At 42.2% G+C, this 25,034-nt stretch carries 19 protein-coding genes; 13 read left to right on the top strand and 6 right to left on the bottom strand.

The window, feature by feature from the left end:
• The first annotated feature begins 80 nt into the window (after window positions 1-80).
• The 8 genes from CXF81_RS05135 to CXF81_RS05100 all read left to right on the top strand — a co-directional run bounded on the left by CXF81_RS05135 (window position 81) and on the right by CXF81_RS05100 (window position 15,256).
• Window positions 81-1,319, top strand: a complete 1,239-nt coding sequence (locus CXF81_RS05135) for a sterol desaturase family protein (RefSeq protein ID WP_101180300.1) — start codon at window positions 81-83, stop codon at window positions 1,317-1,319.
• Between the two features lie 51 nt (window positions 1,320-1,370).
• Window positions 1,371-7,460: an alpha-2-macroglobulin gene (locus CXF81_RS05130; protein WP_198556323.1), complete on the top strand. Its 6,090-nt coding sequence runs from the start codon at window positions 1,371-1,373 to the stop codon at window positions 7,458-7,460.
• A 122-nt stretch (window positions 7,461-7,582) separates the two neighbouring features.
• Complete coding sequence (gene pbpC, locus CXF81_RS05125; protein WP_157825497.1) at window positions 7,583-9,973, top strand: penicillin-binding protein 1C; 2,391 nt, start codon at window positions 7,583-7,585, stop codon at window positions 9,971-9,973.
• Window positions 9,974-10,180: 207 nt separating this feature from the next.
• Window positions 10,181-10,972 carry a peptidylprolyl isomerase gene (locus tag CXF81_RS05120; protein ID WP_101180297.1) on the top strand — a complete coding sequence of 264 codons (792 nt, stop codon included), beginning with the start codon at window positions 10,181-10,183 and terminating at the stop codon, window positions 10,970-10,972.
• Window positions 10,973-11,202: 230 nt separating this feature from the next.
• Window positions 11,203-11,775 carry a helix-turn-helix domain-containing protein gene (locus CXF81_RS05115; protein WP_101180296.1) on the top strand — a complete coding sequence of 191 codons (573 nt, stop codon included), beginning with the start codon at window positions 11,203-11,205 and terminating at the stop codon, window positions 11,773-11,775.
• 309 nt (window positions 11,776-12,084) lie between these two features.
• Window positions 12,085-12,291, top strand: a complete 207-nt coding sequence (locus tag CXF81_RS05110; protein ID WP_157825496.1) for a hypothetical protein — start codon at window positions 12,085-12,087, stop codon at window positions 12,289-12,291.
• Window positions 12,292-12,303: 12 nt separating this feature from the next.
• A complete protein-coding gene (locus CXF81_RS05105; RefSeq protein WP_101180294.1) occupies window positions 12,304-13,980 on the top strand; it encodes an ATP-binding protein in 1,677 nt (558 codons plus the stop codon).
• The gene (locus CXF81_RS05100; RefSeq protein WP_101180293.1) at window positions 13,967-15,256 is read left to right on the top strand and encodes an HD domain-containing phosphohydrolase; all 1,290 of its coding nucleotides are present in this window, start codon (window positions 13,967-13,969) and stop codon (window positions 15,254-15,256) included. Before CXF81_RS05105 ends, CXF81_RS05100 begins: the two co-directional genes overlap by 14 nt.
• Window positions 15,257-15,305: 49 nt before the next feature.
• Here the strand turns inward: CXF81_RS05100 and CXF81_RS05095 are convergent, their stop codons facing one another.
• Genes CXF81_RS05095 through cyaY form a run of 6 tightly spaced genes read right to left on the bottom strand, consistent with a single transcriptional unit; the run spans window position 15,306 to window position 20,408 of the window.
• Window positions 15,306-16,472 (bottom strand): heme biosynthesis HemY N-terminal domain-containing protein, encoded by a 1,167-nt coding sequence (locus CXF81_RS05095; RefSeq protein ID WP_101180292.1) that lies wholly within the window; start codon window positions 16,470-16,472, stop codon window positions 15,306-15,308.
• Window positions 16,469-17,668: a uroporphyrinogen-III C-methyltransferase gene (locus CXF81_RS05090; RefSeq protein WP_101180291.1), complete on the bottom strand. Its 1,200-nt coding sequence runs from the start codon at window positions 17,666-17,668 to the stop codon at window positions 16,469-16,471. Before CXF81_RS05090 ends, CXF81_RS05095 begins: the two co-directional genes overlap by 4 nt.
• Window position 17,669: 1 nt before the next feature.
• A complete protein-coding gene (locus tag CXF81_RS05085) occupies window positions 17,670-18,422 on the bottom strand; it encodes a uroporphyrinogen-III synthase (RefSeq protein ID WP_101180290.1) in 753 nt (250 codons plus the stop codon).
• A 24-nt stretch (window positions 18,423-18,446) separates the two neighbouring features.
• Window positions 18,447-19,391 (bottom strand): hydroxymethylbilane synthase, encoded by a 945-nt coding sequence (gene hemC / locus CXF81_RS05080; RefSeq protein ID WP_101180289.1) that lies wholly within the window; start codon window positions 19,389-19,391, stop codon window positions 18,447-18,449.
• A 17-nt stretch (window positions 19,392-19,408) separates the two neighbouring features.
• The gene (locus CXF81_RS05075; RefSeq protein WP_101180288.1) at window positions 19,409-20,080 is read right to left on the bottom strand and encodes an alpha/beta hydrolase; all 672 of its coding nucleotides are present in this window, start codon (window positions 20,078-20,080) and stop codon (window positions 19,409-19,411) included.
• Window positions 20,081-20,084: 4 nt separating this feature from the next.
• Complete coding sequence (cyaY, locus tag CXF81_RS05070; protein WP_101180328.1) at window positions 20,085-20,408, bottom strand: iron donor protein CyaY; 324 nt, start codon at window positions 20,406-20,408, stop codon at window positions 20,085-20,087.
• A 90-nt stretch (window positions 20,409-20,498) separates the two neighbouring features.
• Here cyaY and gmk point away from each other — a divergent pair, with 90 nt between their 5' ends.
• From gmk to trmH, 5 genes are all read left to right on the top strand, one after another.
• Window positions 20,499-21,170 carry a guanylate kinase gene (gmk, locus tag CXF81_RS05065; RefSeq protein WP_101180287.1) on the top strand — a complete coding sequence of 224 codons (672 nt, stop codon included), beginning with the start codon at window positions 20,499-20,501 and terminating at the stop codon, window positions 21,168-21,170.
• A 105-nt stretch (window positions 21,171-21,275) separates the two neighbouring features.
• On the top strand, window positions 21,276-21,548 hold the full coding sequence (gene rpoZ, locus CXF81_RS05060) for a DNA-directed RNA polymerase subunit omega (protein WP_101180286.1): 273 nt from the start codon (window positions 21,276-21,278) through the stop codon (window positions 21,546-21,548).
• Between the two features lie 180 nt (window positions 21,549-21,728).
• On the top strand, window positions 21,729-23,840 hold the full coding sequence (spoT, locus tag CXF81_RS05055) for a bifunctional GTP diphosphokinase/guanosine-3',5'-bis pyrophosphate 3'-pyrophosphohydrolase (RefSeq protein ID WP_101180285.1): 2,112 nt from the start codon (window positions 21,729-21,731) through the stop codon (window positions 23,838-23,840).
• Window positions 23,841-23,862: 22 nt separating this feature from the next.
• Window positions 23,863-24,249 (top strand): RidA family protein, encoded by a 387-nt coding sequence (locus CXF81_RS05050; RefSeq protein WP_101180284.1) that lies wholly within the window; start codon window positions 23,863-23,865, stop codon window positions 24,247-24,249.
• Between the two features lie 29 nt (window positions 24,250-24,278).
• Entirely contained in the window at window positions 24,279-24,959 is a 681-nt protein-coding gene (gene trmH, locus CXF81_RS05045; protein WP_101180327.1) for a tRNA (guanosine(18)-2'-O)-methyltransferase TrmH, read from the top strand.
• Window positions 24,960-25,034 lie beyond the last annotated feature (75 nt).

Below are 25,034 nucleotides of genomic sequence, written 5' to 3'. Positions count from 1 at the left end.
GAATTGAAATTGCGATAAAGCCATTTGACTTAACTGCGTTATCAACACTAGTATAGCTATGTGTTTAACTTGGTGTACGTATGAACATTATCCTTTTTGCTATACCTGTATTTTTTCTGTTAATTGCCGCTGAACTCATTGCGGAAAAAGTAAAAAAAACAGATTATTACCGTCTCAATGACGCCATTACTAGTCTCAGTATTGGTGGCTTAAGCCGTATTATGGGCGTCATGAAAAACCTTGTGCCTTTCACCATTTACATCTTACTCTATGAGCACTTTGCGTTGTTGGAACTGCAGCAATCAATGTCGGTTTGGTTTGCTGTATTCGTCATCTATGATTTTTTATATTATTGGAATCACCGATTTGGTCATGAAATGAGTTTTTTCTGGGCTGCACATGTGGTTCATCATTCCAGTGAAGAATACAATTTAACCACGGCCCTAAGACAATCATCCGGTAGTTTTTTCAATTTTATCTTTTTCCTACCGTTAGCATTTTTCGGTGTTGACCCGATTTTACTGGTTTCCGTTGCTTCTATTAATTTAGTTTATCAGTTTTGGGTTCATACTCGCCATGTTGGTAAGTTAGGATTCATTGAATGGTTTATGGTGACACCCTCTAACCACCGAGTTCATCACGCACAAAATCAGGTATATCTTGACCGCAACTATGGCGGTGTATTTATTATTTGGGATCGTTTTTTTGGTTCGTATCAAGACGAATTAGACCATGAGAAACCGATTTATGGTGTGCGTAAAGCATTAAAAAGTTGGAACCCGTTTTACGCGAACATCCAAGTTTATAAGCAGCTCATACAAGACAGTTTATATACACAAAAATGGTCTGAAAAATTCAAGGTTTGGTTTGGCAGAACAGGGTGGCGGCCAGATGATGTGAGTCAGAAATTCCCGCTTGCTCGAGCAGATTTGAGTCAATTTTCAGCGTATCAAACAGAGATTTCGTTAATAACTAAAATCTACTGTTTGCTGCAATATGTCATTATTTCATTGCTCGCGCTTTATTTGTTGATCAATGCAAATACGTTAAGTGTGAGTTATCAGTTAGGTATTTCCTTTGTTGTGATTGTGTCGAGTATTAATGTGGCTTGGCTCATGGAGAATCAACGGATCGCTATTTGGCTCGAATGGCTAAAATTATTAGTCTCAGCAGTGTTCTTATTCAACGCAGATTTTGGCGCCTATGCGAGTGTTGCCTGCATACCAATTTTGCTATCGCTGATACTCCTGATCCAATTGCATTATCAGCGCAAAACCCAGCTTGTAGATAATAGTGAATTAAACACCTTCAAAAATTGAAAGATGACCTCTTTTAGGTCTTAAACAACCTCGCATTCTAGGATGAAGCGCATGCAATTTCTATTCAAAACACTGAGCTTTCCTTTTGTCGTCGTCGGCAAAATTCTGGTAGTGCTATTTGGCAAAGTTGATTGGTCAATACCTACATGGTTGGCCTATCTGGATAATTTGCGCAAGCAAAGCCCAGTTAAATTTGTCGCTCAGAGCCTCGTTATTATTTTTTTAGGTGGGGCTACTTACAACGTTTATGATTATTATCAACGTTTGCCTGAGCCTATATTGGTCGATGCTGTCATTACTATCCCAGAACTTTCAGGTGAGTTGGAGTCCCATGATGAAGATGGCAATAATCTAGAGGGCCAAAGTAACAAGAATCCAGTGCCAGCACTTTATATCGAGTTTGCCTACACCAGCAATGACTATTCACCTGAAATAACTGAGCAAATGCCATCTAATGCTGCGCCAGAGCTTCTGCGAAATACCCAAATTGCATCAACACCATCTATTATGACAATTCAATATCCTTCAGTTGCGCCGATAGATTTAATTGGTGGGGAAGTCAAAACAGGTATTAAGCTGAGTCCACATAAAACGGGGAAATGGCGCTGGGGAAACGATAGAACACTGATTTTTATACCTGAAACCCCTTGGCCAGCAGGACAAGAGTACGAAGTCAGTTTTGCACCAGAAGTGTTCGAGAGCAAAGACAAATTCACCGACGATGAATTTAGTTTTATTACGCGGCCATTGCAAGGCAGGATTGAAATCAGTGAATTTGAATTAAGTGTTGAGGACAAGCTAAAGCAAGTTTACATAGAAATTGCATTTAATTACCCAGTCGATAAACAAAGTGTAGAACAGGCCTTATCTATGGCATATCAGGTTGAGGCTAACAAGTTAGGTAAAGCGCAACTGCATACGCTGAGTTTTAGCGATGATTTGCTCTCTGCCACGGCCACTCTGGATGTGGGTACGCTACCTGACCGACCTCGCATTGTAGAAATTAAGTTTAGCCAAGGTATTAAAAGTATTTACGGTGGTGAAGCAACAACCACAGCCTATCAAAGCAAAGTAATGGTACCTGACTTATACAGTTATCTGAAGGTAGAGCAGTCAGAGATGAAAGTGCTGCGTAACCTAGATGATGAGCCTGAGCAGTTCGTATTGCTTGGCTTTACTGACGCCATTGAACGTCAGGAATTAGTTAGCAAATTTACGCTGTATCTGCTACCAAAAGAGTCAGATAAAAACGGCAAGAGTTATTGGCAAGGGCCAAGGGAAGTGACTACTAAAGTATTAAATAGTGCTCAAAAAGTAGATTATGTATTAATGCCTAACGCCTCAGATAACGCTAAAAATTATCAACTTAAAGTAGATGTGCAAGCAGGGCGTCAGTTGTATTTGAAACTGGAGGAGGGCTTAACTTCTGCCAATGGTTTTGTTCAGCGTGCTTTTTTTGATCGTATTTTAGTCGCTCCCAAATATCCACAAGAAATTATCATTGCTGGTGAGGGTTCTGTATTAACTCACAGTAAAGACCAGCGCTTGGCATTTTCAACGCGAGGTATCGAATACGTTCAAGTCAGTATAGGCAAAGTCATTGACGATGAACTCTATCATTTGGTGTCACAAACACAGGGTGATATTAGCAACCCTAGTTTTTATAACTGGCGCTTTAACGAAACCAACCTAGCTCAATTTAATACTCAACTTATCAGTATGAACGCAAATAGCGACGACCTAAAAACGGCAAACTATGCTTCAGTTGATTTGAACGCCCTAGTATCAAATTTGGAGGGTGGGCTGGGTCTGTTTTTTGTTGAAATAAAAGCATGGGATAAAAAGCGAAATCGTGAAATTTATGGGGTCAGTGACAAGCTGCTTGTTTTAGTGACTGACCTTGGCGTTATTGTGAAAACCAGCCAAGATGAAAGCCAAGATATATTTGTGCAGTCAATAACGTCGGGGGCACCTGTTGCTGGTGCTCAGATTGAATTGATTGCCAAAAACGGCACCAAACTGTTCAGTAAGATCACCGATAACCTTGGTCATGTTACTTTTCCATCAGCAAAGGGCTATGAGCGCGAACAGCAGCCGGTGGTTTACGTCGTAAAACAAAAAGGCGATGTGTCGTTTATTCCTTATAATCGTTATACCCGGCAAATAAATTACTCGCGTTTTAATGTTGGCGGCGAATATGCTTATTTTTCTGATAATGAGCGTGTGAATGCTTATATGTTCACTGATCGCGGTATTTATCGTCCCGGTGAAACAGTTAATATTGGTATGATTGTAAAGGGCAAAAATCTGCAGAACTTAGGTAATATCCCACTTGAACTAGTGGTTCGAGATGCCCAGTACACAGAAGTTTATGTTGAAAAGATCAAACTTGCCCAATTTGGATTTGTGGATGCCTCCTTTATCACAAAGAAGCGTTTCAACACGGGAACTTACACCGCCAGTTTGCACTTGCTAAGAGATCGCGACAACGCTAGTAGTAAAAGAGACCGTCAAGTGGGCTCAGTAAACTTCGCTATTGAAGCGTTTCAAGCTGACACTATGGCCATTACCAGCCAAGTAAAAGGGTTACCAAACAAGGGCTGGACAACATCATCAACGCTGACTAACGAAGTCACCCTGAACAATCTTTTCGGTGTCCCTGCACAAGCGCGTAAAGTGGCTAGCGAACTGGTCTTATTGCCGATTCAATTCGTCTTTGAAGAATACAAAAACGTGACATTTTACTCACCCCAATTGAAAAATGACAGCACCGACGGTCTATCACGGATTAATGAAACCTTGGAGCAGCAAAAAACCAATGCAGATGGTCAAGCGATTGTGCCTATTGATTTAACCCGGTTTACCAAAGGGACCTACAGTGTGATGCTGCAAACTAAAGGCTTCGAGGCATCTGGGGGGCGTTCGGTCGGCACATCTGCACGCTTTTTATATTCACCATCGCCCTATCTCCTTGGCTACAAAGCGGATGGTAAACTCAGCTATGTGAATCGGGACAGCGCAAGAAGCGTAGCGTTAATTGCCATTAATAATGAATTGTTGCCAGTTGCGATGGAGAACCTAAGCAAGCGCTTAAGCAAAGTGCAGCGCATTTCAACGCTTGTGAAGCAGTACAATGGTCGTTATGAGTATGAAAGCATTCAAAAGAATGAGCTTGTAAGGGAAGTTGATTACGCACTACTTGAGGGTTTTGACGAGCTTGCGCTAGATACGAGCGAAGCAGGTACTTTCGTTGTCGATATATTGACCGCAGATGGCGAACTGCTACTTAGCCTTGAGTATACGGTTGTAGGGGCGACCAACGACAGTGGTCAGCTAGATAAAAACGCGGAGCTAAAAGTGACTTTCGAGCAAGGTGATTACCAGGAAGGTGATACTATTGAGTTAAGTATTCAAGCACCCTACGCAGGCAGTGGTTTAATTAGTATTGAAAGTTATAAGCTGCACACATTCAAGTGGTTTACTAGCGACACCAAGAGCAGTGTGCAAGTTATTACTATTCCAAAAGGGATAGAAGGTAATGCCTACGTGAATGTTGCTTTTGTTCGCGATATTGCTTCAAAAGAAATATTTACCAGTCCATTGAGTTACGCCGTAGTGCCTTTCTCTATTGATCGTTCAAAGCGGGTGTTGGATCTAGACCTTACAATTGAAGATATTGTACAGCCGGGTCAGCCAATGACGATTGATTTGGATGTATCTGAGGATGCAAGAGTCGCCGTGTTCGCAGTTGATTTAGGCATCTTACAAGTTGCTAGTTACCGCACACCCGATCCGCTGGCGTACTTCTTAAAGAAACGCGCGTTAAACGTACGCACTATGCAGATATTAGATTTGATTTTGCCTGACTTTGCGTTAAGCCAAATGCTTTCAGCTGCAGGTGGTGATATGTTTGCTGATGCGATCATGAGTGAAGAACAGATGGCGACAGGCAGGCGAATTAAACGCTCCCAAAACCCGTTTGAACGCGAAGTACAAGACCCTGCCGTATTTTGGTCAGGTGTAGTGATAGCCAAAAAAGGCCGCAATACCTACACCTTCGACGTGCCAAATGATTTTGCCGGTGGCTTAAGAGTAATGGCGATTGCGGTGGGTGAACAAACAATGGGACGTGCGCAACAAAATACAATTGTCAGAGGGCCTTTTGTATTAACACCTAATGTACTTAATCATGCCGCTCCGGGTGATGAATTTGATATCACCCTAAATGTTGCGAATGTTGTTAAGGATTCCTTAAATAACGCTGCGATTGAAATACAAGTAAGTACTAGCAAACATATAAGTATTGTTGGTAGTGATGGAGCACAAATACAATTAAGTGAAAACCAAGAAGAGGCTATCCGTTTTAGAGTCAAAGCTAACGACTTTTTAGGCGGCGCTAAAATAAATTTTGATGTAAAGACGACCGATGCGTCAGGTAAAACCTGGCACTCGACTGCAACCGCAACCTTGAGTGTGCGCCCGGCAATGCCATTTGTAGTGAATATAACGACAGGTGTGGCTAGCAACGGTAAAATAGCTATTGATACGCCGTTGAAATTACTTGCACCAGAGTCAAACCAATTAGTAAAAGCGTCGACGAGTCCGTTAGTGATAGCCGAGGGTTTGAGTGCCTATTTAGCGCAATATCCGCATGGCTGTACCGAACAGATCGTCAGTCAGGTATTCCCATTAGTGGGCTTATCTAACTTAGCAAAATACGCGCCTGAGAACGAGACGGTAGCTTTGCAGTTTGCTCAAGCTATTAGCAAACTGCGGCAACGACAGAGCTATGCTGGTGGTTTTTCATATTGGCCGAGTGCGCAAGACAACGATATTGATGTGACTCTATATGTAATGCACTTTTTAATTGAAGCCAAAGCACTGGGTTATCTAGTACCCCAGGACATGCTTGCCAGTGGCCTTGGTTATTTGGACGACGCCGCTGCCAACTTTGTTAGGTCAAGTGGCAGTAACAGTTCAGCTAGCTTGAGTCTGCTGACCTTAAGAAAACACGCACAGGGCATTTATTTGCTGACCCGCAGTGGCGTGGTGACATCTAATCTACTAATTGATTTAGTTAGCACGCTGAATAAGCAACACAAAGCGGCTTGGCGCAAAGATATTTTAAGCGCTTATATTGCAGCGAGTTATGCGTTAATGCAGCAAGATAAGGAGGCCAGACAGCTGATTAGTGAGTATGATTTAAGCGACCAAAGCGAGTTGCTTAAACAATCTTTCGCCGGCTTAGCGCCGCGTTTAAAGTTAGATGCTCAATACTTGTTTCTTGTGGCAACGCATTTCCCCGAGCACCTTAAGGTCATTTCTGGGCAGGCCATTCTTAATATCACGCAAGCTATCTATAAAGGCCAATACAATACGATTTCGGCTGCTTATAGTACGTTGGCTTTAGGCGCTTATCATAGCGCTATTTACAGTGGTGCTAGTAACGATGATAGTCAACTTGCGACTAAATCTGTGAATATCTTGAACGATGAGTTAGAGAAAATCGACAGAAAAATCACTTTTATTGCATCCATCATGCAAAAGCAAATGCCGCTTGAAGTTGCTTATCAACCTTTTGCGACGGCTAGTTATCCTATTGGTACAGAGCGTGTTGAAGCAACTGTTCAGCGTACCGCGTTGCAAAATTTTGGTGGGCTTTATTACGTGAATATGCAAGCGGGTTACCCAGCGGAATTGCTCAGTGAAGCTAAAACCAATGGTATTGAAGTGCAGCGAGCCTTCATCAACAAAAACGGTGAAATTGCGACCAATATAAAGCAAGGTGATGAAATTACTGTTAGGTTACGCGTACGTTCTACTCAGCTTAAAAATATTGCAAATATGGCTATTGTCGATTTACTTCCAGGTGGTTTTAACGTTATTCGCGAGTCGGTTAATCGTCGCTCGGGTGTCTGGCAGTCTGATTACATCGATGTACGAGAAGACCGTATTATATTTTATGGCAATATTACCAACCGAGTGACTGAAATGACTTATAAAGTGAAGGTAACCGCGGCTGGTAACTTCAAGGTCCCCGCAAGTTTTGCTGAAGCCATGTACGACCGCTCCCTGACGGGCTACTCAGCAGCCTCAACAGTGAAAGTAACAGCGCTAGGAAAAAGTGATGACAACTTTTAAAAAGCCCTTCTAATATGATATTTAGTAGCAAATTGAATTCAATAAAGCGCTTTCGCCAGCGCTTAGCTTTTCGTTTTAAGGTGTTTCTTGTCATTTGCCTTGCACTGTTTACAGGTGCGCTTATGTATTTGCTGTTACCTAAGCCGAACCTCGCTAATTACCAAGGTTATTCGGTCGCCATTTTTGACCGCAACGATCAGTTACTGCGCATTTCCCTAGCGCGCGACGACAGATATCGCCTATATACACCTATCGACGACATTGCCGAGCACTTGCAACGTGCAACCATACTGTATGAGGATCAAAATTACTATGCACACTCAGGCGTCGACTACCCAGCACTGGTGCGTGCATTTTGGCAAACCTATGTGCTCCAAGAACGGCGTATTGGCGCTTCAACTATCGTCATGCAAGTGGCTAGGTTACGCTGGAATATTCCTTCTCAAGAGCTTAGTGGTAAAATAGAGCAGATATTTAGAGCCCTGCAACTGGCCCGGCATTATTCAAAAAAAGAGCTTCTTGAAGCCTATCTGAATTTAGCCCCTTATGGCGGAAATATTCAAGGTATTGGCGCCGCAAGTTTGATTTATTTTGACAAACCCGCATCAGCACTGAGTCTTGCCGAAGCCATTACGTTGGCCGTGGTGCCGCAAAATCCGAATTGGCGTAACCCCTCAACATCGAAAGGTATCGCTGCTATTGCCGTAGCAAAGGAACCACTGCTTGAGCGTTGGTTAGCGCAATATCCGCGAACCGAGGCAGCACTGAGGCTCGCTAATGTGCCCTTGTTTGTGCGTAAAGCCAAAAATTTACCTTACAGTGCGCCACATTTTGTGCAACATCTGCTTTCCCAACAGCCACAGAATTTTGCGATGAGTTCAAGCCAATCAACTGCAAGCGGTCAAAAAATTAAAGGTACAATTGATCTAAAGCTACAAAATAGACTTGAAGAAGTGTTGCAAGCCTATATCACGCAGAACCAAAGCAGAGGGTTTAATAACGCCAGTGCATTATTGCTCAATAGTAAAACAATGCACATAGAAGCTATGCTGGGTTCAGCTGATTTTGACAATGCAAGCATACAGGGTCAAGTTAATGGCACCACGGCTAAACGTTCTCCAGGGTCAACACTAAAGCCGTTCGTTTATGCATTGGCTATTGATGCGGGGCTTATTCATCCGATGACAATGCTAAAAGATTTACCAAAAAAGTACGCGGGTTTTGCGCCGGAAAACTTTGGTAAAGGTTTTGTTGGCCCTATTTCTGCGCAAGATGCGCTGATTAGAAGCCGCAATGTGCCTGCTGTTGAATTGCAGTCTCAGTTGCTTAAGCGACAGGCTTTACTGAGCAGCCAAGCAAATCCTGAAAAGGTACTGACTTTCTATGATTTTTTGAAAGCGGCGGGTATTACACAACTGCGCGAGCGTGATTTTTATGGCCTTGCTCTGGCGTTAGGCGGCGGCGAAGTGACGATGCTTGAATTGACCGAACTTTACGCGATGATTGCTAATTTAGGTGCCCATAAACGCGCAGTAAGTACTTACTGGGTGAGTGCTGAAGAAGTCAAAAGTAATGCATCTGATAAGCACAATCTAGTAAGCCCAGAGGCTGCCTTTTTAGTTTTTGACATGTTGACTAAAAATCCAAAGCCCGATGCGCCAACTGCATTTTATAACGGTCCTGATCGAGAAAATAAACACCAAGTGGCTTGGAAAACAGGTACGTCTTGGGCTTTCAGGGATGCATGGGCCGTTGCAATATCAGGTGACTATGTGTTGGCCGTCTGGATAGGCAACTTCACTGGGGAAGGTAATAATGCTTTTATTGGCAGAACGGCTGCGGGGCCGCTGCTCTTTAAGTTGTTGGACGCAGTCAATCGATATCAATCAACACAATTTGACCCAATTCGTTTGCAGCAACTGGATCTTAAATGGGTGGATATCTGCAAAACAACAGGCGATTTATACAAGTCAGAGTGCCCAGAAAAGAGCAAAACATTATTCATTCCCGGCGTATCTCCAATAAAAACCGCTAATATTTATCGCAAACTATGGGTGGATAATATTACTGGCTTGCGGCGCTGCGACCAAAACTCAGCACTGGCAAAACAGAAGATATATGCTTTCTGGCCTACAGAATTCCAATCGCTTTTTGCACAAGCCGGTGTGCATATTGAAAAGCCACCACGATTTATGCCCAACTGTGGGTTTGATGACATTGTCGCCGAGGGCGATAAACCGCAGATTATCTCGCCACAATCTCTGCTTAATTACGTCGTTGAGAGTAGCTTAAAAAGCATCGTGTCGATTCCACTACAAGCGAATGCTGATGCGCAGGCAAGTTATCTATATTGGTTTGCCAACGGTCAGTTCATCGGTAATAACGATTTATCCGATACGTCTAATCACACCCCTTTAATATGGAAGGCCAAAACGGGTGACTACGAGGTTCAAGTTAGTGATGACCTTGGTAGAAGTGCATCAGTGTCAGTGCAAGTGCAAGCTGTAAAGTAAGGCGTTAAAAATAAGGAATTAACAATAAGTGCCGAAGTTTGCTCTTTCACGCACTGGTTTTACGCCTCGATATCGATTAACCTTAATACGGGTAACTAACCCGCAGGCAGAATGCTTACAGCCTGTTTATTTTTATTATAAATCAATCCATCTCAACCAGTATTAGATGTTAATTTACATTTAAAACAAAACAATAAGAAAATCATCATGACATTAACTAAATCAAAGGGCTTTTCGGCTATCTTACTCTCATTGGTAATGGTCGTTCCACTTTCAGTTCAAGCGACAGTTGTGGAAGTGCGTACGGTACTTGGTAACTTCGTAGTCAATTTATATGACGAAACTACACCTAAAACGGTTGAAAACTTTCTAAGTTACGTTAATTCAGGCGAGTATGCGAATAGCGTTGTACACCGAACGCAAGCTAATTTTGTGATGCAAGCGGGCGGTTTTACTTATAACAATGTGTTTCCTCCAACCGCCATTCAAACCAGCGCTGCCGTTGAGAATGAACCCGCACTGTCGAACGTTCGTGGCACAATTGCGATGGCAAAAGTGGGTGGAAATGTAAACAGTGCAACGTCCCAGTGGTTTATTAATGTGAGCAATAATGCTGCAAATCTTGACGTACAAAATGGTGGTTTTACCGTATTTGGGCAAGTTTTAGGCAATGGAATGGAGATTGTCGATGCAATTGCAAATACCCCCAACTTTGATTATGGTGCTCCGTTTACCACTATTCCTTTACGAGACTTTACCTCGACTGACAAGTCGGCCGGTACAGTGCCAACCGACAGTAATTTAGTCATCATAACCGACATAGTAATTATCAATGACGCAGTGGTTACTAACCCAAGCTTAAATCCGGCGGCCAATACATTGTTAGCTGCTAGTACCGAAAACGCCAGTAATGATTCTGATTCAGGCGGTTCTATGGGCACCTTACTAGTTTCGCTTTTGGCAGCAGTTGCATGCAGACGTCGCCTACACAAAGTTTAAATTTATAAACGGCAATATCAAGTAAGTGGCTTGACTTATTAATTGCGTGTAACAGTCGAGCTGAAAGGTATGAGAAAGTATAAGAAAGACAGGCTTATCAGTCCGATTCAGCGCTTACGTAGGTATATAAATCAATAGCTAAGTATGTCAGCAGATCGGGCTGAATGTCGCAATTTTAAAAGGCGTCTGATAATCTCCAGTTCTCATTAGTTTGATGTAGTCGATATAATATGAAGTCATTCTCAAGTGGCGATGTTGCAAAAATCTGTGACGTTAACCCACGAACAGTAATTCGCTGGATAGAAGCGAAAAAATTAAAGGCATTTAAGTTACCAGGTCGGGGTAACAACCGTGTTAAGCATAACGACTTGCTGGATTTTTTAGTGCAAAACCAAATTCCAGTGCCGTCTGAATTGATTGTTGAGCAAGAAAAATCTTGTTTTATTGTTTCAGTTGAAAAACAGCTTGTGAAGAACGTACAGCGGATCGCTAGAAATGCCGGTTTTGTAACACAAGTTTACCAACACGGAATCGAATCGGGCGTTGAAATTGCGCAGCACAAACCCTCTCTAATTATGATTGATAGCCAAACTTCTCGCGTGGACATTCCGGCGTTGACTAAAGTAATCGAATCGAAGCTAGACTATAAGCCACACATCATTGTTTTTGATGAATTTAGCGACCACCGATTATCGGCAGACCACGATGCGAAAGTGTTTAAATTAGCAAAGCCACTTGATAACTATGCACTTGCAATGGTCCTAGACTCTATAATAGAGACAGAACAAGAGGCGTATGCGTGAAGAAAGGCTCCTCAGCTTTATTCTCTAGTACCGCTAACCTTTGGGGTTGTTCTGCTACACTCTGCTAACAGACCGGCTGCCAAATCAAGGCCGGTTTGTCAATGTCTTCACAATAGTCTGGTATCCAATTAACGTTTATGACTGCAACAAATATGCTGTTGTGTGCGGCAAGATCGCTAGAAGGTAAGTATGATTTAGCATACATGAATCCACTGCATTATGTGTTTTATTATCGAGAGTCTGGCCACGAAGCCACGGCCAAAAAAGAAGGTAAGTTATTACAATGTAGTGGAGCTCATAAGGATAGCGTTGTTTCCTACTGCAACTTCTTTCGCTACCACTATTATTCCTCGAATAAATTTAGCAAAAATGGATATTGCTATTACACCTACCGTAGTGGAATTATTAACCGTACTAAATTTTAGTCCTTTTGTGAGACCAGAAGGTGTAGAGTGGGCCGGCATTAAAGATGTAGAAATAGTAGGTCATCTTGAACTGCTAATGCAAGTCAACTAAGTCGAGTCGTTTATGCGTTTATCATTGAAGGCTAAAACCATATTAGGTACCGCGCTAATTCAAGGTGCATTGTTGCTTATGTTGGTTTTCATAGTCACCAAATTTATGGCTGATATTGCAAATGAAAACCTCATCAAACGCGCGCAAATAACGGCAAAACTTTTTGCAACCACGGTAAAAAATAGTGTTTTGTCGGATGATCTGATTTCACTAGACTCCATTGTGACTGAAGTAGTTAATAATCCAGATATTGTTTACGCTCGTGTCGTTAATGAGTCTGGCGATGAGGTTGCCAAAGCAAGCAGAATGGGCGCCCTGACTCGGTCTTTTAAAGCGGACATCAAAGTATCTGATGTCGACGACGGCGTTTTTGATGTTACTTCACAAATAATAGAGGACACAGTCGTATTCGGACATGTTGAGATTGGTATTAGTACGACTCAAGTGCAGCGTTCTATTGCGTCTATTACTCGATTAACTGCGGGGATCGCGTTGTTCGAAATGCTATTGGTGGCATTATTTTCGTTATTCTTAGGCAGCTACTTAACCACACAACTTAGCGTATTGCGCAACAGTGCTAGAAACATCACAAAAGCCATAGACTCAGGTAAGTTTGACTTTGCCAGAGTGCCTGAAGACTCCCTAGATGAGCTTGCAGAAGTAGCAAGTGCCTTTAACTCGCTGGTTCAAAATTTAGAAGTAGAGCATCAAGGTACGCAATCATTTCAAAATGCATTACAGAGGTTAAACCGCGCATTAGAAGCCAAAGTGGCGAAACGTACCGAACAAATCGAATTGCAAAACCGAGAGTTAAAACAAATTAATAATGATCTGAAATTAGCTCAACAACAGCTCTTGCAGGCTGAAAAAATGGCATCGGTTGGACAGTTAGCCGCGGGTCTAGCTCACGAAATTAATAACCCGATAGGCTTTATTAATAGTAATGTCAGTTGCCTAAGAAATTACATCGAGGTGTATATTCAAATATGTAATCGCACAAAAGCCTTATTGGCATTGTCGAGCGAGTCGACGAGTTATCATGAAGATGAAGCGAGACTAATTAAGGATATGGCAAGTTATCTTAAAGACCAAGATATTGATTTTATCAATGACGACGTAAAAGGCTTACTCAAAGATACCGACGATGGCCTAAAACGGGTTATTGAAATAGTGAAAAATATGAAAATGTTCTCACGAGCAGACAGCGATACCATGCAATTGGTCGACGTTAATCAGTGTATTTTGACCACGGCTAAAATGGTAAAGTCCAAGGTTGAGCAAAATGCCGAACTCTTCTTAGATTTGCACGACGTGCCGCAAACCTTCTTAAATGTTGGCAAGATAAATCAAGTGTTAACAAACTTGGTGATGAATGCGGGGCAGGCTATTGAGTCAAATGGTAAGGTGACGATAGAGTCTAAATTTGTTGACGGACAAATTGAAATTAAAGTGATAGATACTGGTTCAGGGATGGATGAAAAAACGCTCAAAAGTATTTTTAATCCATTTTTCACAACCAAGCCAGAGGGCGAAGGTACAGGACTGGGTCTATCGATTTCATTTGATATTATGCGAGAACATGGAGGGCTTATTAACGTAAGCAGCCAGATGGGTAGAGGCACTACATTTACTCTCATATTACCGATTAAAGATACTGTTGAGAGTAAAGTTAACTATGTCAGATATTAAAAACGATTTATCAAAGAGCCCCCTATTTAGAGTTCTATTTATTGATGACGAAGCGAATATATTACGAACCATGAAACGTATTTTTCATGGTAAGCCATTCAAAATTGTATTAGCGGATAGTGCCCAAAAAGCATTCGAATTCATGCAAACTAATACCGTTCATGTGGTCGTTTCTGATATGAGAATGCCAGGAATGAGTGGGTCTGAATTCTTAGCCAAAGTAGCAAAGGACTTCCCGCAAACGTATCGCATAGTCTTGTCTGGATTCGCCGATTTAGAATCTACGCTTGAAGTCATTAATAAAGGTCAAGTACATCGGTTTTTACAGAAGCCATGGAATAATGAAGAGCTGATTAAGGCTGTTGAGAATGGTATTGTGCAGTATCGCCAAGTATCTAAAAATACACGGCTATCGAAATTAGCAGCATTACAAAATAAACAATTAAGTACGATTAATAGTGCTTTAGAAGAGCAGGTTGAACAGCGGACTAAGCAATTGAAGGTTGCATTAAATGCATCCGAAAGAAGCATCGTGACTTTAAAAAAAGTGGTCTACAACTTGTTAATTATTAGCCCTTACTTTAGCGGCGCATTCGCCAAATCGGTAAGTAAAGCCGCTGTAGATATTGCTCAAGAGATGGGCGTAGAAAAAAAAGTATGTGAAGCGATCAGTTTTGCAGGCTTCATTTGTGAAATTGGCATGGTTGGATTGGACGCAAAGGTGATAACAACGCCATTCAATAAACTAACACCTGCGCAGCAAGATGCCTTTTTCACTCAATCATCAAAGGCACAACTTATATTGAGTCCAGCAACGCAATTGCAAAATGTGACTGATATTATTATGCATCAATTTGAATATGTAAGTGGTCGCGGTTTTCCAAATAATGTTGCTGGAGTGGATATTCCAATCGGCGCTAAGATATTGTCGGTCGCAAGGGATTATATACGTTACCGGACAGGTAAAATCGATGGGATCGAACACAGTGTTGTCGATTCGCTTGATAAATTAGCAAACTATAGTGGTCTGCAATACGACGGTAGCGTTATAAATGTACTAAAGAAGCAGCAATTAGCCGCAAGCGAAGATAGTTTTGATATTGGGCGGCGTTCGCATCAGATCCAACCAGGTATGGTATTAGCTGAATCGCTGTTTAACGAAAATGACATTCTGATCTTGCGGCAGGGTCACGTCTTTGATGAAGACTCAATTGCCAAAATTAAAGCGCTAGAGAAACGGTTTAAGATGACATTGTCTATTTTGATTGAAGAGTAAGCCAATTTACTAATACAAGATTTAATAACGACCTGCAAAGGCTAAGGGCTCAGGAAGCCAGTAGCCCCTTATACACATTATTCGCCTTTTCAAAGGCATTTTGTTTCTCTAGTAACCTAGCTAATAAACGACCATCTTCGGGATTGCTAGCAAGCTCAAGAGCCTTCCTGACTGCTTTTTCAGCAAGTTCGATATCGCCGCTGTTGTAGGCCAAATGTGCTAGCACTGAATACAACTGCGCGTTGTCCATATCGACTTTTATCCAACTCTCGATCAAGCGCATTGCTTGGTGCGGTGAAGGATGTTTGAGTTGCTTGAACAAACCATGGAACGAAGGGTTTCTCGTTTTCTTCGCAAGCTCAACCAATATGGGTTCAGCATCTTGTGACAAGCCTTGGTCGATAAGTAACTGCACATATACAATTTGATTAGCAATATCTCTTTTCGCGGCGCGGGGTAAAGACGCCCATTTATCTTTAAGCGCATTAGCGCCTTGTTTACTTGCTATTTCGGCAAACTCACCTTGAACTACTTGTTGTGCCCATTGCACGTAGTCATCTCCTAACACTTTTTTATGTGTACGGAGTTTTTCTTTTACCAGTGCCCATTTACCCAGTGCTGCTAGTGTTGCCAACCATAATCTGACGACGACAGCTTGCTGTTGAGCCTTGGCACCAATACTTTCCAATACCAGTTCAGCCTGTCGAAATTGATGTTGCTGTATTAACCAAGCGGCGTGTTGTGTTTTTGCTGATGCCTCCGATTCAGGGAAGGTTTCAGCGATACCCAAGAGGTTTTCAATATTATTGCCATTATTGACGCGTCTATCAATATCCGCAGCTAACATATAGTTCGCGCCATCGAATTCGCCGGGGAATGTTTTACTGATGTACTTCTGCGCATTTTCATAATCACCAATGGCACAAGCATTAATAGCGTTAAAAAAGGCTTTGTTTTGTTTTCTTATGGACAAAACGCCAAACCAATCTCGGGAGCCAGCAATCATTCTAAAAATACGCTTGGTTGCCCACCATAAAATAACCACAACAATTGAGCCAATGAGCAGGCTAATAACTGCGCTGACAACCGTCATTTGAATACGCCATTCACCCATCGCAATAAAAATACGACCTTTTTCACCTATGGCAGCATGACCAAATAACAACCCGCCAAAAAACAAAATGAGCAGAAAAAAGTAGAGCAGTAGTTTTCTCATAATGCACCTGTGTCGGTATTATTCTTGAAAACACTTTTAATCCGCTGGTCAATAATGTCTTTCAAAGCATTGGCTGACTGTAACTGACGCGGGTAGTCTTTGGCGATATCCGTGTTTTGAAGTTGTTGCAAAGCATCTGCAAATTGCTTTACGTTGTTATCGTCCAGTTGAAAATGCTCGACTAAAAGGGCTATTGCTTGTTGTAACGCATTTAAATATAAACTTTCTTGTTCGTCTAGTGCTGCACTTTTAGCTTGTGATAATGCAAGTTTTAACTGCTCCGTAATTAACCAACGCTGCTTTGTTGAAAGGTAGGGAAGAACCGGCTTATCGCTAGTTTCTATTTGAACAAAATCGTCGACCAATGCGTTCCATGTTTTGCTAATATTAGTACGCCAATCACTGATGTTCTCACTAAGTTCATTCTCTGCTTTGTTATCATTAATTTCAGGAATTTTAAGCGCGTTCAATGGTAAGTTATTAACTTGAGGAACCATCCCAGACAGGGCCAAAGCGACTGAATTAACTGATATAGGGTTTATTTGGTGTAGCGCTTGAATGTCCTCAGCAATGAGTTTACGCACTGGAAACAAAGACGGGTCGCCAATATCTTCGAGCCGAGAATCAGCTGCTTGCAGCATCAACATGGCAGTACTTACATCATTTTCTAACCATAATTTACGCCCTGCTATACGCACCAAATAGTCAGCTTCTGCCAATAGCCAATCCGCCGGGCGTCTGCCTGACAGGTCAGCAATGCGTGATTTTAAGGCTTGGTTTTCATCTACATTTTGCAATATCTGTTGTAGCAAGCTATCCATGTTTTTATTCAAAACCTGATTTTGCTCGTGTAGACCTTCATTAATATTAACTAACTCGGCGTCATGTTTTGCAACAGATGCATTTATTTTTGCTATGGAAGCATCCATACTTAACAACTCGGCCTCTATTTTTACGCCGGTGTCAGAGTCATTTGTTTGATTTTGCTGCCACTGATATCCGGTCCAAGCTGCCGCGGCGCAGATACCGATGATCAATAAAAAATTGACTACACTGAACAGCCAGAGCCCGCCCGTTGTTACTCTTTTAGGCGCGGCTTTAGCGTCTGAATCAGACTCAATAATAACGGCATCTTCTACCACGTTTTCTGGGTTTTCTAATGCGGTGTCAGAATGGGTCGACTCTTTGTCACTCATGTTATGATCCTTTAACTTGATTAGCGGCAGCGATGAGATGGCTGTCGGTAGCACCATTGCTGGTGAAAATGTTATTCGCGCCTAATGCGCTAAGATGTTGCTTTACTCTTTTACTAACCACTATCCATTGACATTTATTCAGCCATTCAGGTTCAAAGTAATTATAAGCCGCATCAATAATTTCTGTACTGGTCGCAATAATACATTGAATAGCGGCAGCCTCAAAGTGACCAGTATAATAAGGCGCTTTTAGTAGAAGGCGTTCATACAAATCAAATTCTTTAACGGCAAACCCGCTTGCACTTAGCGTATTGCTAATTAGGTTCCTTCCGCCCTTACCTTTAAGTATCGCAACATTAGCGTGTTTAAGTTTTAAGTGCGAAACACACGCCAATATGCCTTCTGAATTTGATGGCCTCGCTTGTATAACTCGTTCATGTTGACTAGATAATTTTTTGGCTGTGCTGGTACCAACTGCAATAAAAGGTAAGTTTGAGGCTTGCTTATTTTGCTCTGTCTGTAGGCGATCCACGCCTTGGATATGCGCAATAGTATCAATATATAGGTCGGCAGCGACAGTGCTGGTAACCACAACAAGGTCTGGAGTGAATGCATACAGGCTTGGCAGCAGGGTAAACGCATCTGGCAGCGTGGCGGTATCAATAAGGCCGCAACCAAGTGCGCTTAATCCAGCTTCTTGGAAGCACAGAACTGAATCAGCTAGTTTTGCTTTTGGACGCAGTATCAAATACATGTTTGCTATTGCCTCTGAGTTTGTTTAGTCGTTATATAAGGAATCCAAAATAGACCTAGCGCCTTTTGCTAGCAATTCACTTGCCACTGCTTCACCAATTTTTTTGGCATCGTTTAACGGTCCTTGGGCTTGGGATTTCAACATCGTTTTGCCATCAGGTGTGCCGACCAATCCGCGTAATAACAGCGAGTTGCCATTGATGACTGCGTAACTACCAATAGGGACTTGGCAACCGCCTTCTAGTCTTGCGTTCATTGCGCGTTCGGCTGTAACGCGTATTGCGGTGGCGCCATGGTTTAGTGAGGCTAATAATGCGATGAGTTCTGCATCGTCATTGCGACACTCAATTCCCACGGCACCTTGACCAACAGCCGGTAAGCTAATGTCAGCATTAATTTCTTGCTGTATACGATCGCGCATACCCAAGCGTATCAACCCTGCTGAGGCTAGTATAATAGCGTCATATTGACCGGCATCCAACTTCGCTAATCGAGTATTTACATTGCCACGTAAATCTTTAATAACGAGATCGCCACGAAATGCGCGCAACTGGCATCGCCTGCGTAAGCTAGATGTACCGACAATCGCACCTTGCGGAAGCGCATCAATTGATTCAAACGTATTTGAAACAAACGCGTCAAACGGATTCTCACGTTCACAAATCGCGTGTAGGCCAAAACCGTCAGGGAAGTCAACGGGTATGTCTTTCATCGAGTGAACGGCAATATCAGCCTGACCATTTTGCATGGCAATTTCTAGCTCTTTAATAAATAACCCTTTACCACCAATTTTCGCTAACGGTGTATCTAAAATCCGATCGCCTGTTGTTGACATAGGCAGTAACTCAACCGTTACTTCCGGGTGATGCTCAAGCAATGCTGCTTGCACATACTTAGCTTGCCACATAGCAAGGTCGCTTTTTCTAGTGGCAATTCGAATAACCCGTTGTGAAGATTTGTTAGTGCTCATATTACCTGTCTGTTGTTTTAAGCTAGTTGTGCTTGAATAAATGTAGAAATGTCAGCAATCTCAGGCATACACACGTTATGTTGCATCATGTACTCTTTCCACTCAACATTGTAGCCATTTTCTTTCATTACTTGAAACGCTGAATTACCTAAAAATAAAGGAACGACTTCATCTTGTTGACCGTGCGCAAAAAATACAGGCGTATTTTGATTCTCCACAGATTTTTCCGCGAGTAAACTTTGTGGTGCACACATGTAAGTGCTCAACGCCACAATGCCTGCTATCGGATGTGTAAATCTGGCGCCCAAATGCAATGCAATTACACCACCTTGTGAAAACCCAATGAGCATTATTTTTTTTGAATCAATTCCCGATGCTATTTCAGCACGAATAAGCTGCTCAATGCGTTGCGATGAATCAACAACACCGTCAAGATCTGCGCGTGAATCCATATCCATCGATTTAATGTCATACCATGCGCGCATTTCCATTCCATTATTAATGGTAACTGGCCGAATGGGTGCGTGAGGAAAGATAAATTTAACACCCAATTGGTCGGGTAACTTAAGTTCAGGAGCGATAGGTGCAAACCCATTACCTGAATCACCTAAGCCATGTAGCCAAATAATAGTGGCTTTATGCTCTCCTTTTGGCTGAATTTCCACGCCAGGTAATAATTCCTGAGTCATTATTTTATCCTTGCAGCTTAAGCGTTACAGGTTGGCCAGCTTGTTTGCTGATTGCTTCATCGAAAAATGCAAAAAATTCGGCGCCTGTGCGCTCGTCGATCCATACGTCATTGGTGTAATTGAAATGATGGCCGTTAAATTTTGTCGCGACCCAAAGCTGTTGTAATGGTGGCTGTTTATTCAAAATGATCTTGGTATGATTGAGCATTGTTAAGGTCATGATCCCACCAGCGCCTTCATAGTCGATATCCACTTCACATATGTCTAAGGCCTCTTCAATTGAAATAAACAGCGTGTCTATTAATTCATGATAATCCGCATCTTTCATTTTTTGGTTTTCCAATTTGCGCACTTTACTTTTGCTTATGCTACCATTGTTGAATATCGTAGCACTATTAATTAACAAAAATTCCTATATATGCCCAAAAGTACATCTGTTTACATACCCCAAGAATCGGCTCAACAATTAGGTAACTTATTTATTGTTGCGGCCCCATCTGGTGCCGGTAAGTCAACGTTAATCAACGAAATTTTGAATAAGTCTAGCCATAAACAAGCTATGCAATTGTCGGTATCGCATACCACGAGGGCACCCAGAAAGGGCGAGCAAAATGGAGTTGAATATCACTTCGTGGATCCTGCAATGTTTAAAGGCATGATTGAAAATGACGCTTTCTATGAACATGCTGAAGTGTTTGGTAACTATTATGGTACGTCCAAAGCCGCCATTAGCGATAAGCTTCAACAGGGTATTGATGTATTTTTAGATATTGATTGGCAGGGTGCGCGCCAAGTCAAGCTGCAAAATCCAAGGGTTATTGGAATTTTCATTTTACCCCCTTCGATACACATCTTACAAACTAGATTGTCAGGTCGTGGGCAGGACTCTGACCAAGTTATTGCCAAACGGATGGCCGCAGCACAGTCAGAAATGTCTCACTTCAATGAATTCGATTTTGTCATTGTAAATGATAATTTAGCAATCGCGCACAAAGAATTTGAGGCTATCATTACAGCTCAACGTCTCAGCTTAGAAAATCAACAAATTAGATACGGTTCACTTTTCCCCAGCTTATTAACAAAAGAGTAGAGGAATTGGCTCTGAAGTAAACGAATTGACTATGCTTTAGTAATGTTATGCAGTATACTTCGCCACCATTTTTTGAAATACTTATTGATTTTATCGGAGCACAACATGGCACGTGTAACAGTTGAAGATGCTGTAAACCAAATTGGTAACAGATTCGATTTAGTATTAGTTGCAGCTCGCCGAGCGAGACAACTTGCTACAGAAGGCAAAGAGCCTCTTGTAGATGTCGGTAACGATAAGCCAACGGTAGTTGCGCTTCGTGAAATTGAGTTAGGTTTAGTGACTGCTAAAACAGTAGAACAATCTGACTTACATGATCAGCGTGAACAAGAAGCTGCTGAGTTTGCTTCTGTAGCGAGCATTCTTTCAGATAACTAAAAATCGAACGTGACGTTATTTTGCCTTTGAGGCTTAACAAACAAGCGCTTTAATTCCGTTATTTATCTGAAAATAAAAATATATTATAAAACGCCGATGAAAATCGGTGTTTTTGCGTTTGCAAACCGCGAAAATAACCGTATTCTAGCAATATTGACTCTTATTTTTTAATTAGTATCTGTGTATCTATTTGAAGGTTTAAAAACAAAGGTAAGTAAATACTTACCACAAGATCAAGTCGAGTATATTCAAGCGGCTTATGTGCTTGCGCGTGACGCTCACGACGGTCAGACGCGCAGTAGTGGTGATCCTTACATCACTCATCCAGTTGCTGTTGCCGGTATTCTTGCCGATATGGATCTCGACTACGAGACGTTAATGGCAGCATTACTGCATGATGTCATTGAAGATACGCACTACAGCAAAGAAGATTTAAGCCTTGCATTTGGTGAAACGGTTGCCGAATTAGTTGAAGGTGTGAGTAAGTTAGATAAGCTCAAATTTGGCAGCAAACAAGAAGCGCAGGCTGAGAACTTTCGTAAGATGTTAATGGCGATGGTACAAGATATTAGAGTTATCTTGATTAAGCTAGCTGACCGCACGCATAACATGCGAACGCTGGGCTCACTTCGCCCGGATAAACGTCGTCGTATTGCCTTGGAAACTCTCGAAATTTATTCACCCTTGGCGCATCGTTTAGGTATTCACGATATAAAAAATGAGCTCGAAGATCTTGGTTTTCAAGCCATGTACCCAATGCGTCATCGGGCATTGCGCTCTGCAGTTAACCAAGCGCGAGGGAATCGCAAAGCGATAATTGAAAAAACCCAAAATGAACTGGTTCAACGTCTTGAGTTATCCGGTATCAGTGGCACGGTGCTAGGCCGTGAAAAGCATCTTTATAGCATCTATCAAAAGATGAAAAACAAAGAGCTGTCGTTTACCGAAGTCATGGACATTTATGCTTTTCGAGTGGTTGTAGAAAATATAGACAATTGTTACCGCGTTTTAGGTGCTATGCATGGCATGTATAAACCGATCGAAAATCGTTTCAAAGACTATATCGCTATTCCGCGTACTAACGGTTATCAATCGTTGCATACGTCATTAATCGGACCGCACGGTATTCCGGTTGAAGTACAAATTCGTACTGCAGAAATGGACCACATGGCTGACAAAGGTGTCGCCGCGCATTGGTTATATAAAAAATCTGCTGATAAAGGCACGACCGCGCAACTTAGAGCAAATCAATGGATCCAGTCGTTAACCGAACTGCAATTGCGCTCTAGCACATCTGCTGAATTTATTGAGAGTGTAAAGTCTGATTTATTCCCTGAAGAAATTTATGTATTTACACCCAAAGGCACAATTGTTGAGCTGCCGATGGGTGCAACTGCCGTTGATTTTGCTTACGCTGTGCATTCTGATGTAGGTAATACTTGTGTTGGTGCAAGGGTGGAGCGTCGAAACTACTCCTTGAGTAAGCCCTTGGAAAACGGTCAAAGCATCGAAATTATTACGTCGCCCAGAGCCAAGCCTAACGCAAACTGGCTAAACTTCGTCGTGAGTGCGCGTGCTCGTAGTAATATTCGTCACTTCCTAAAACGCCAACAATCTGAAGATGCGGTAAGTATGGGTAACCGTTTACTGCGTCATGCTTTAGGCACTATTAAGTTAGATGAAATCTCTCCTGCTGATATTGAACGAGTAGTGGAAGAAACTAAGTGTGACAGCTTTGAGGATTTGTTAACTAATATTGGCATGGGCAATGAATTAAGTGCAATTGTTGCCAGACGTTTAGTCGGTGAAAATCCTAGCCTTTCTGAGAAAAAATCGCATGTCGCAATACGCGGTACAGAGGGGTTATTGGTGCATTTCTCACGTTGTTGTCATCCTATTCCCGGTGACGAAGTGGTTGCTATTTTATCACCGGGTCGTGGCATTGTTATCCATCAAACGGGTTGTACTAATATTCGTAAGCTCAGTCGAGAGGAGCCACAGCGGGTATTGCCGATGGAATGGGACGATGTACCGCAAGGTGAGTTTAAAGCAGCATTGCGTTTAGAGCTGTTCAACCATCAAGGTACACTAGCAGCGTTAACTAGTACTATTGTGAGCTGCGACTCGAGTATTATTAATTTACAAACTGAAGAACGTGAAAATAGTATCTATGTCATCGATATTGAACTCACGACCAAAAATCGAGTTCACCTTGCCAAAATTATGCGTAAAATTCGAGCCCTGCCTGAACTTCAAAAAGTATCGCGGCACAGTCAATACAAACAAAAATAACTCATTTAAAAAAGGAAGATAAATGTCTAAGTCTATTATTCAGACCGACGATGCACCTGCCGCTATAGGCACTTACAGTCAAGCAGTAAAAGCAGGTACAACTGTATATCTATCAGGCCAAATTCCACTGGTGCCGAGCACCATGGCTTTGGTTTCAGACGACTTTGCTGAGCAAGCTGTGCAAGTGTTCGAAAATTTGAAAGCAGTATGTAACGCAGCGGGTGGCGACACATCGCACCTGGTCAAGGTTAATATATTTCTAATCGACCTAGGTCACTTCGCCACTGTTAATCAAATTATGGCCAAGTACTTCAAGCAGCCTTATCCAGCGCGCGCAGCGATTGGTGTATCCCAATTGCCCAAAGGTGCACAAATCGAGATTGATGGCGTAATGGTGCTACCCGAATAGCGCTTGGAGACATCAATATGAATCAAAGCATGTCGATGGAACGTTATACTCGTATTCGCCAATTACTAAAAATGAGACAACCGGATCTCACTGTCTGTTTGGAAGAGGTGACCAAAGCGCACAACGTTTCTGCCGTTATTCGCACATGTGACGCTGTCGGTGTTCACAAAGTTCACGCCGTATGGAATGAAGCTGAAAACCTACGAAAGTGCACGGCAATGGGCAGTGATGTTTGGGTGAAAACCCAACTTCACAATACTATTCAACAGGCAATCGGTCATTTTAAAGAGCAGGGTATGCAAGTCTTAGTCACCCACTTAGATGACAACGCGTGTGATTTTCGTGACATTGACTACACTAAACCTACGGTTGTATTGTTAGGCCAAGAAAAGACAGGTGCCACAGCAGATGCAATTGCATTAGCCGACCATTCTATCATTGTGCCTATGGTCGGAATGGTACAATCTTTGAATGTATCTGTGGCAGCCGCAATAGTGATGTATGAAGCTCAGGGTCAGCGCCAAGCAGCTGGTATGTATGATACCCAAAGTTTGGATGAACAAGAATGCCAAATCACTTTATTCAAAGGCGGCTTTCCTGTTCTTTTTAAAGAATGTCAGCGTCGACACCTTCCTTTCCCATATATCGATAACGTCGGCCACATACAAGCAGATGAGAGTTGGTGGAAAGCGCTACAGTTTTCAAGATAGTACTAAAAATCCGTCGTCTGCTGAGCTCCTAAATATCGCTTAAAAAGTAACTTCAAAAAGAGGCTGATTTTTATG

This window comes from Glaciecola sp. 33A, from assembly GCF_002836745.1.
Classification (GTDB): domain Bacteria; phylum Pseudomonadota; class Gammaproteobacteria; order Enterobacterales; family Alteromonadaceae; genus Glaciecola.
The sequence above is the reverse complement of the archived record's forward strand: the minus strand, read 5'-3'. Positions and strand labels throughout refer to the sequence as shown.

What these genes read in the sequence shown, in the direction of transcription:
- CXF81_RS05135 (WP_101180300.1), top strand. Translation starts at nt 81, where the DNA reads ATGAACATTATCCTTTTTGCTATACCTGTATTTTTTCTGTTAATTGCC.
- CXF81_RS05130 (WP_198556323.1), top strand. Translation starts at nt 1,371, where the DNA reads ATGCAATTTCTATTCAAAACACTGAGCTTTCCTTTTGTCGTCGTCGGC.
- pbpC (WP_157825497.1), top strand. Translation starts at nt 7,583, where the DNA reads ATGTATTTGCTGTTACCTAAGCCGAACCTCGCTAATTACCAAGGTTAT.
- CXF81_RS05120 (WP_101180297.1), top strand. Translation starts at nt 10,181, where the DNA reads ATGACATTAACTAAATCAAAGGGCTTTTCGGCTATCTTACTCTCATTG.
- CXF81_RS05115 (WP_101180296.1), top strand. Translation starts at nt 11,203, where the DNA reads ATGAAGTCATTCTCAAGTGGCGATGTTGCAAAAATCTGTGACGTTAAC.
- CXF81_RS05105 (WP_101180294.1), top strand. Translation starts at nt 12,304, where the DNA reads ATGCGTTTATCATTGAAGGCTAAAACCATATTAGGTACCGCGCTAATT.
- CXF81_RS05100 (WP_101180293.1), top strand. Translation starts at nt 13,967, where the DNA reads ATGTCAGATATTAAAAACGATTTATCAAAGAGCCCCCTATTTAGAGTT.
- CXF81_RS05095 (WP_101180292.1), bottom strand. Translation starts at nt 16,472, where the DNA reads ATGAGAAAACTACTGCTCTACTTTTTTCTGCTCATTTTGTTTTTTGGC.
- CXF81_RS05090 (WP_101180291.1), bottom strand. Translation starts at nt 17,668, where the DNA reads ATGAGTGACAAAGAGTCGACCCATTCTGACACCGCATTAGAAAACCCA.
- CXF81_RS05085 (WP_101180290.1), bottom strand. Translation starts at nt 18,422, where the DNA reads ATGTATTTGATACTGCGTCCAAAAGCAAAACTAGCTGATTCAGTTCTG.
- hemC (WP_101180289.1), bottom strand. Translation starts at nt 19,391, where the DNA reads ATGAGCACTAACAAATCTTCACAACGGGTTATTCGAATTGCCACTAGA.
- CXF81_RS05075 (WP_101180288.1), bottom strand. Translation starts at nt 20,080, where the DNA reads ATGACTCAGGAATTATTACCTGGCGTGGAAATTCAGCCAAAAGGAGAG.
- cyaY (WP_101180328.1), bottom strand. Translation starts at nt 20,408, where the DNA reads ATGAAAGATGCGGATTATCATGAATTAATAGACACGCTGTTTATTTCA.
- gmk (WP_101180287.1), top strand. Translation starts at nt 20,499, where the DNA reads ATGCCCAAAAGTACATCTGTTTACATACCCCAAGAATCGGCTCAACAA.
- rpoZ (WP_101180286.1), top strand. Translation starts at nt 21,276, where the DNA reads ATGGCACGTGTAACAGTTGAAGATGCTGTAAACCAAATTGGTAACAGA.
- CXF81_RS05050 (WP_101180284.1), top strand. Translation starts at nt 23,863, where the DNA reads ATGTCTAAGTCTATTATTCAGACCGACGATGCACCTGCCGCTATAGGC.
- trmH (WP_101180327.1), top strand. Translation starts at nt 24,279, where the DNA reads ATGTCGATGGAACGTTATACTCGTATTCGCCAATTACTAAAAATGAGA.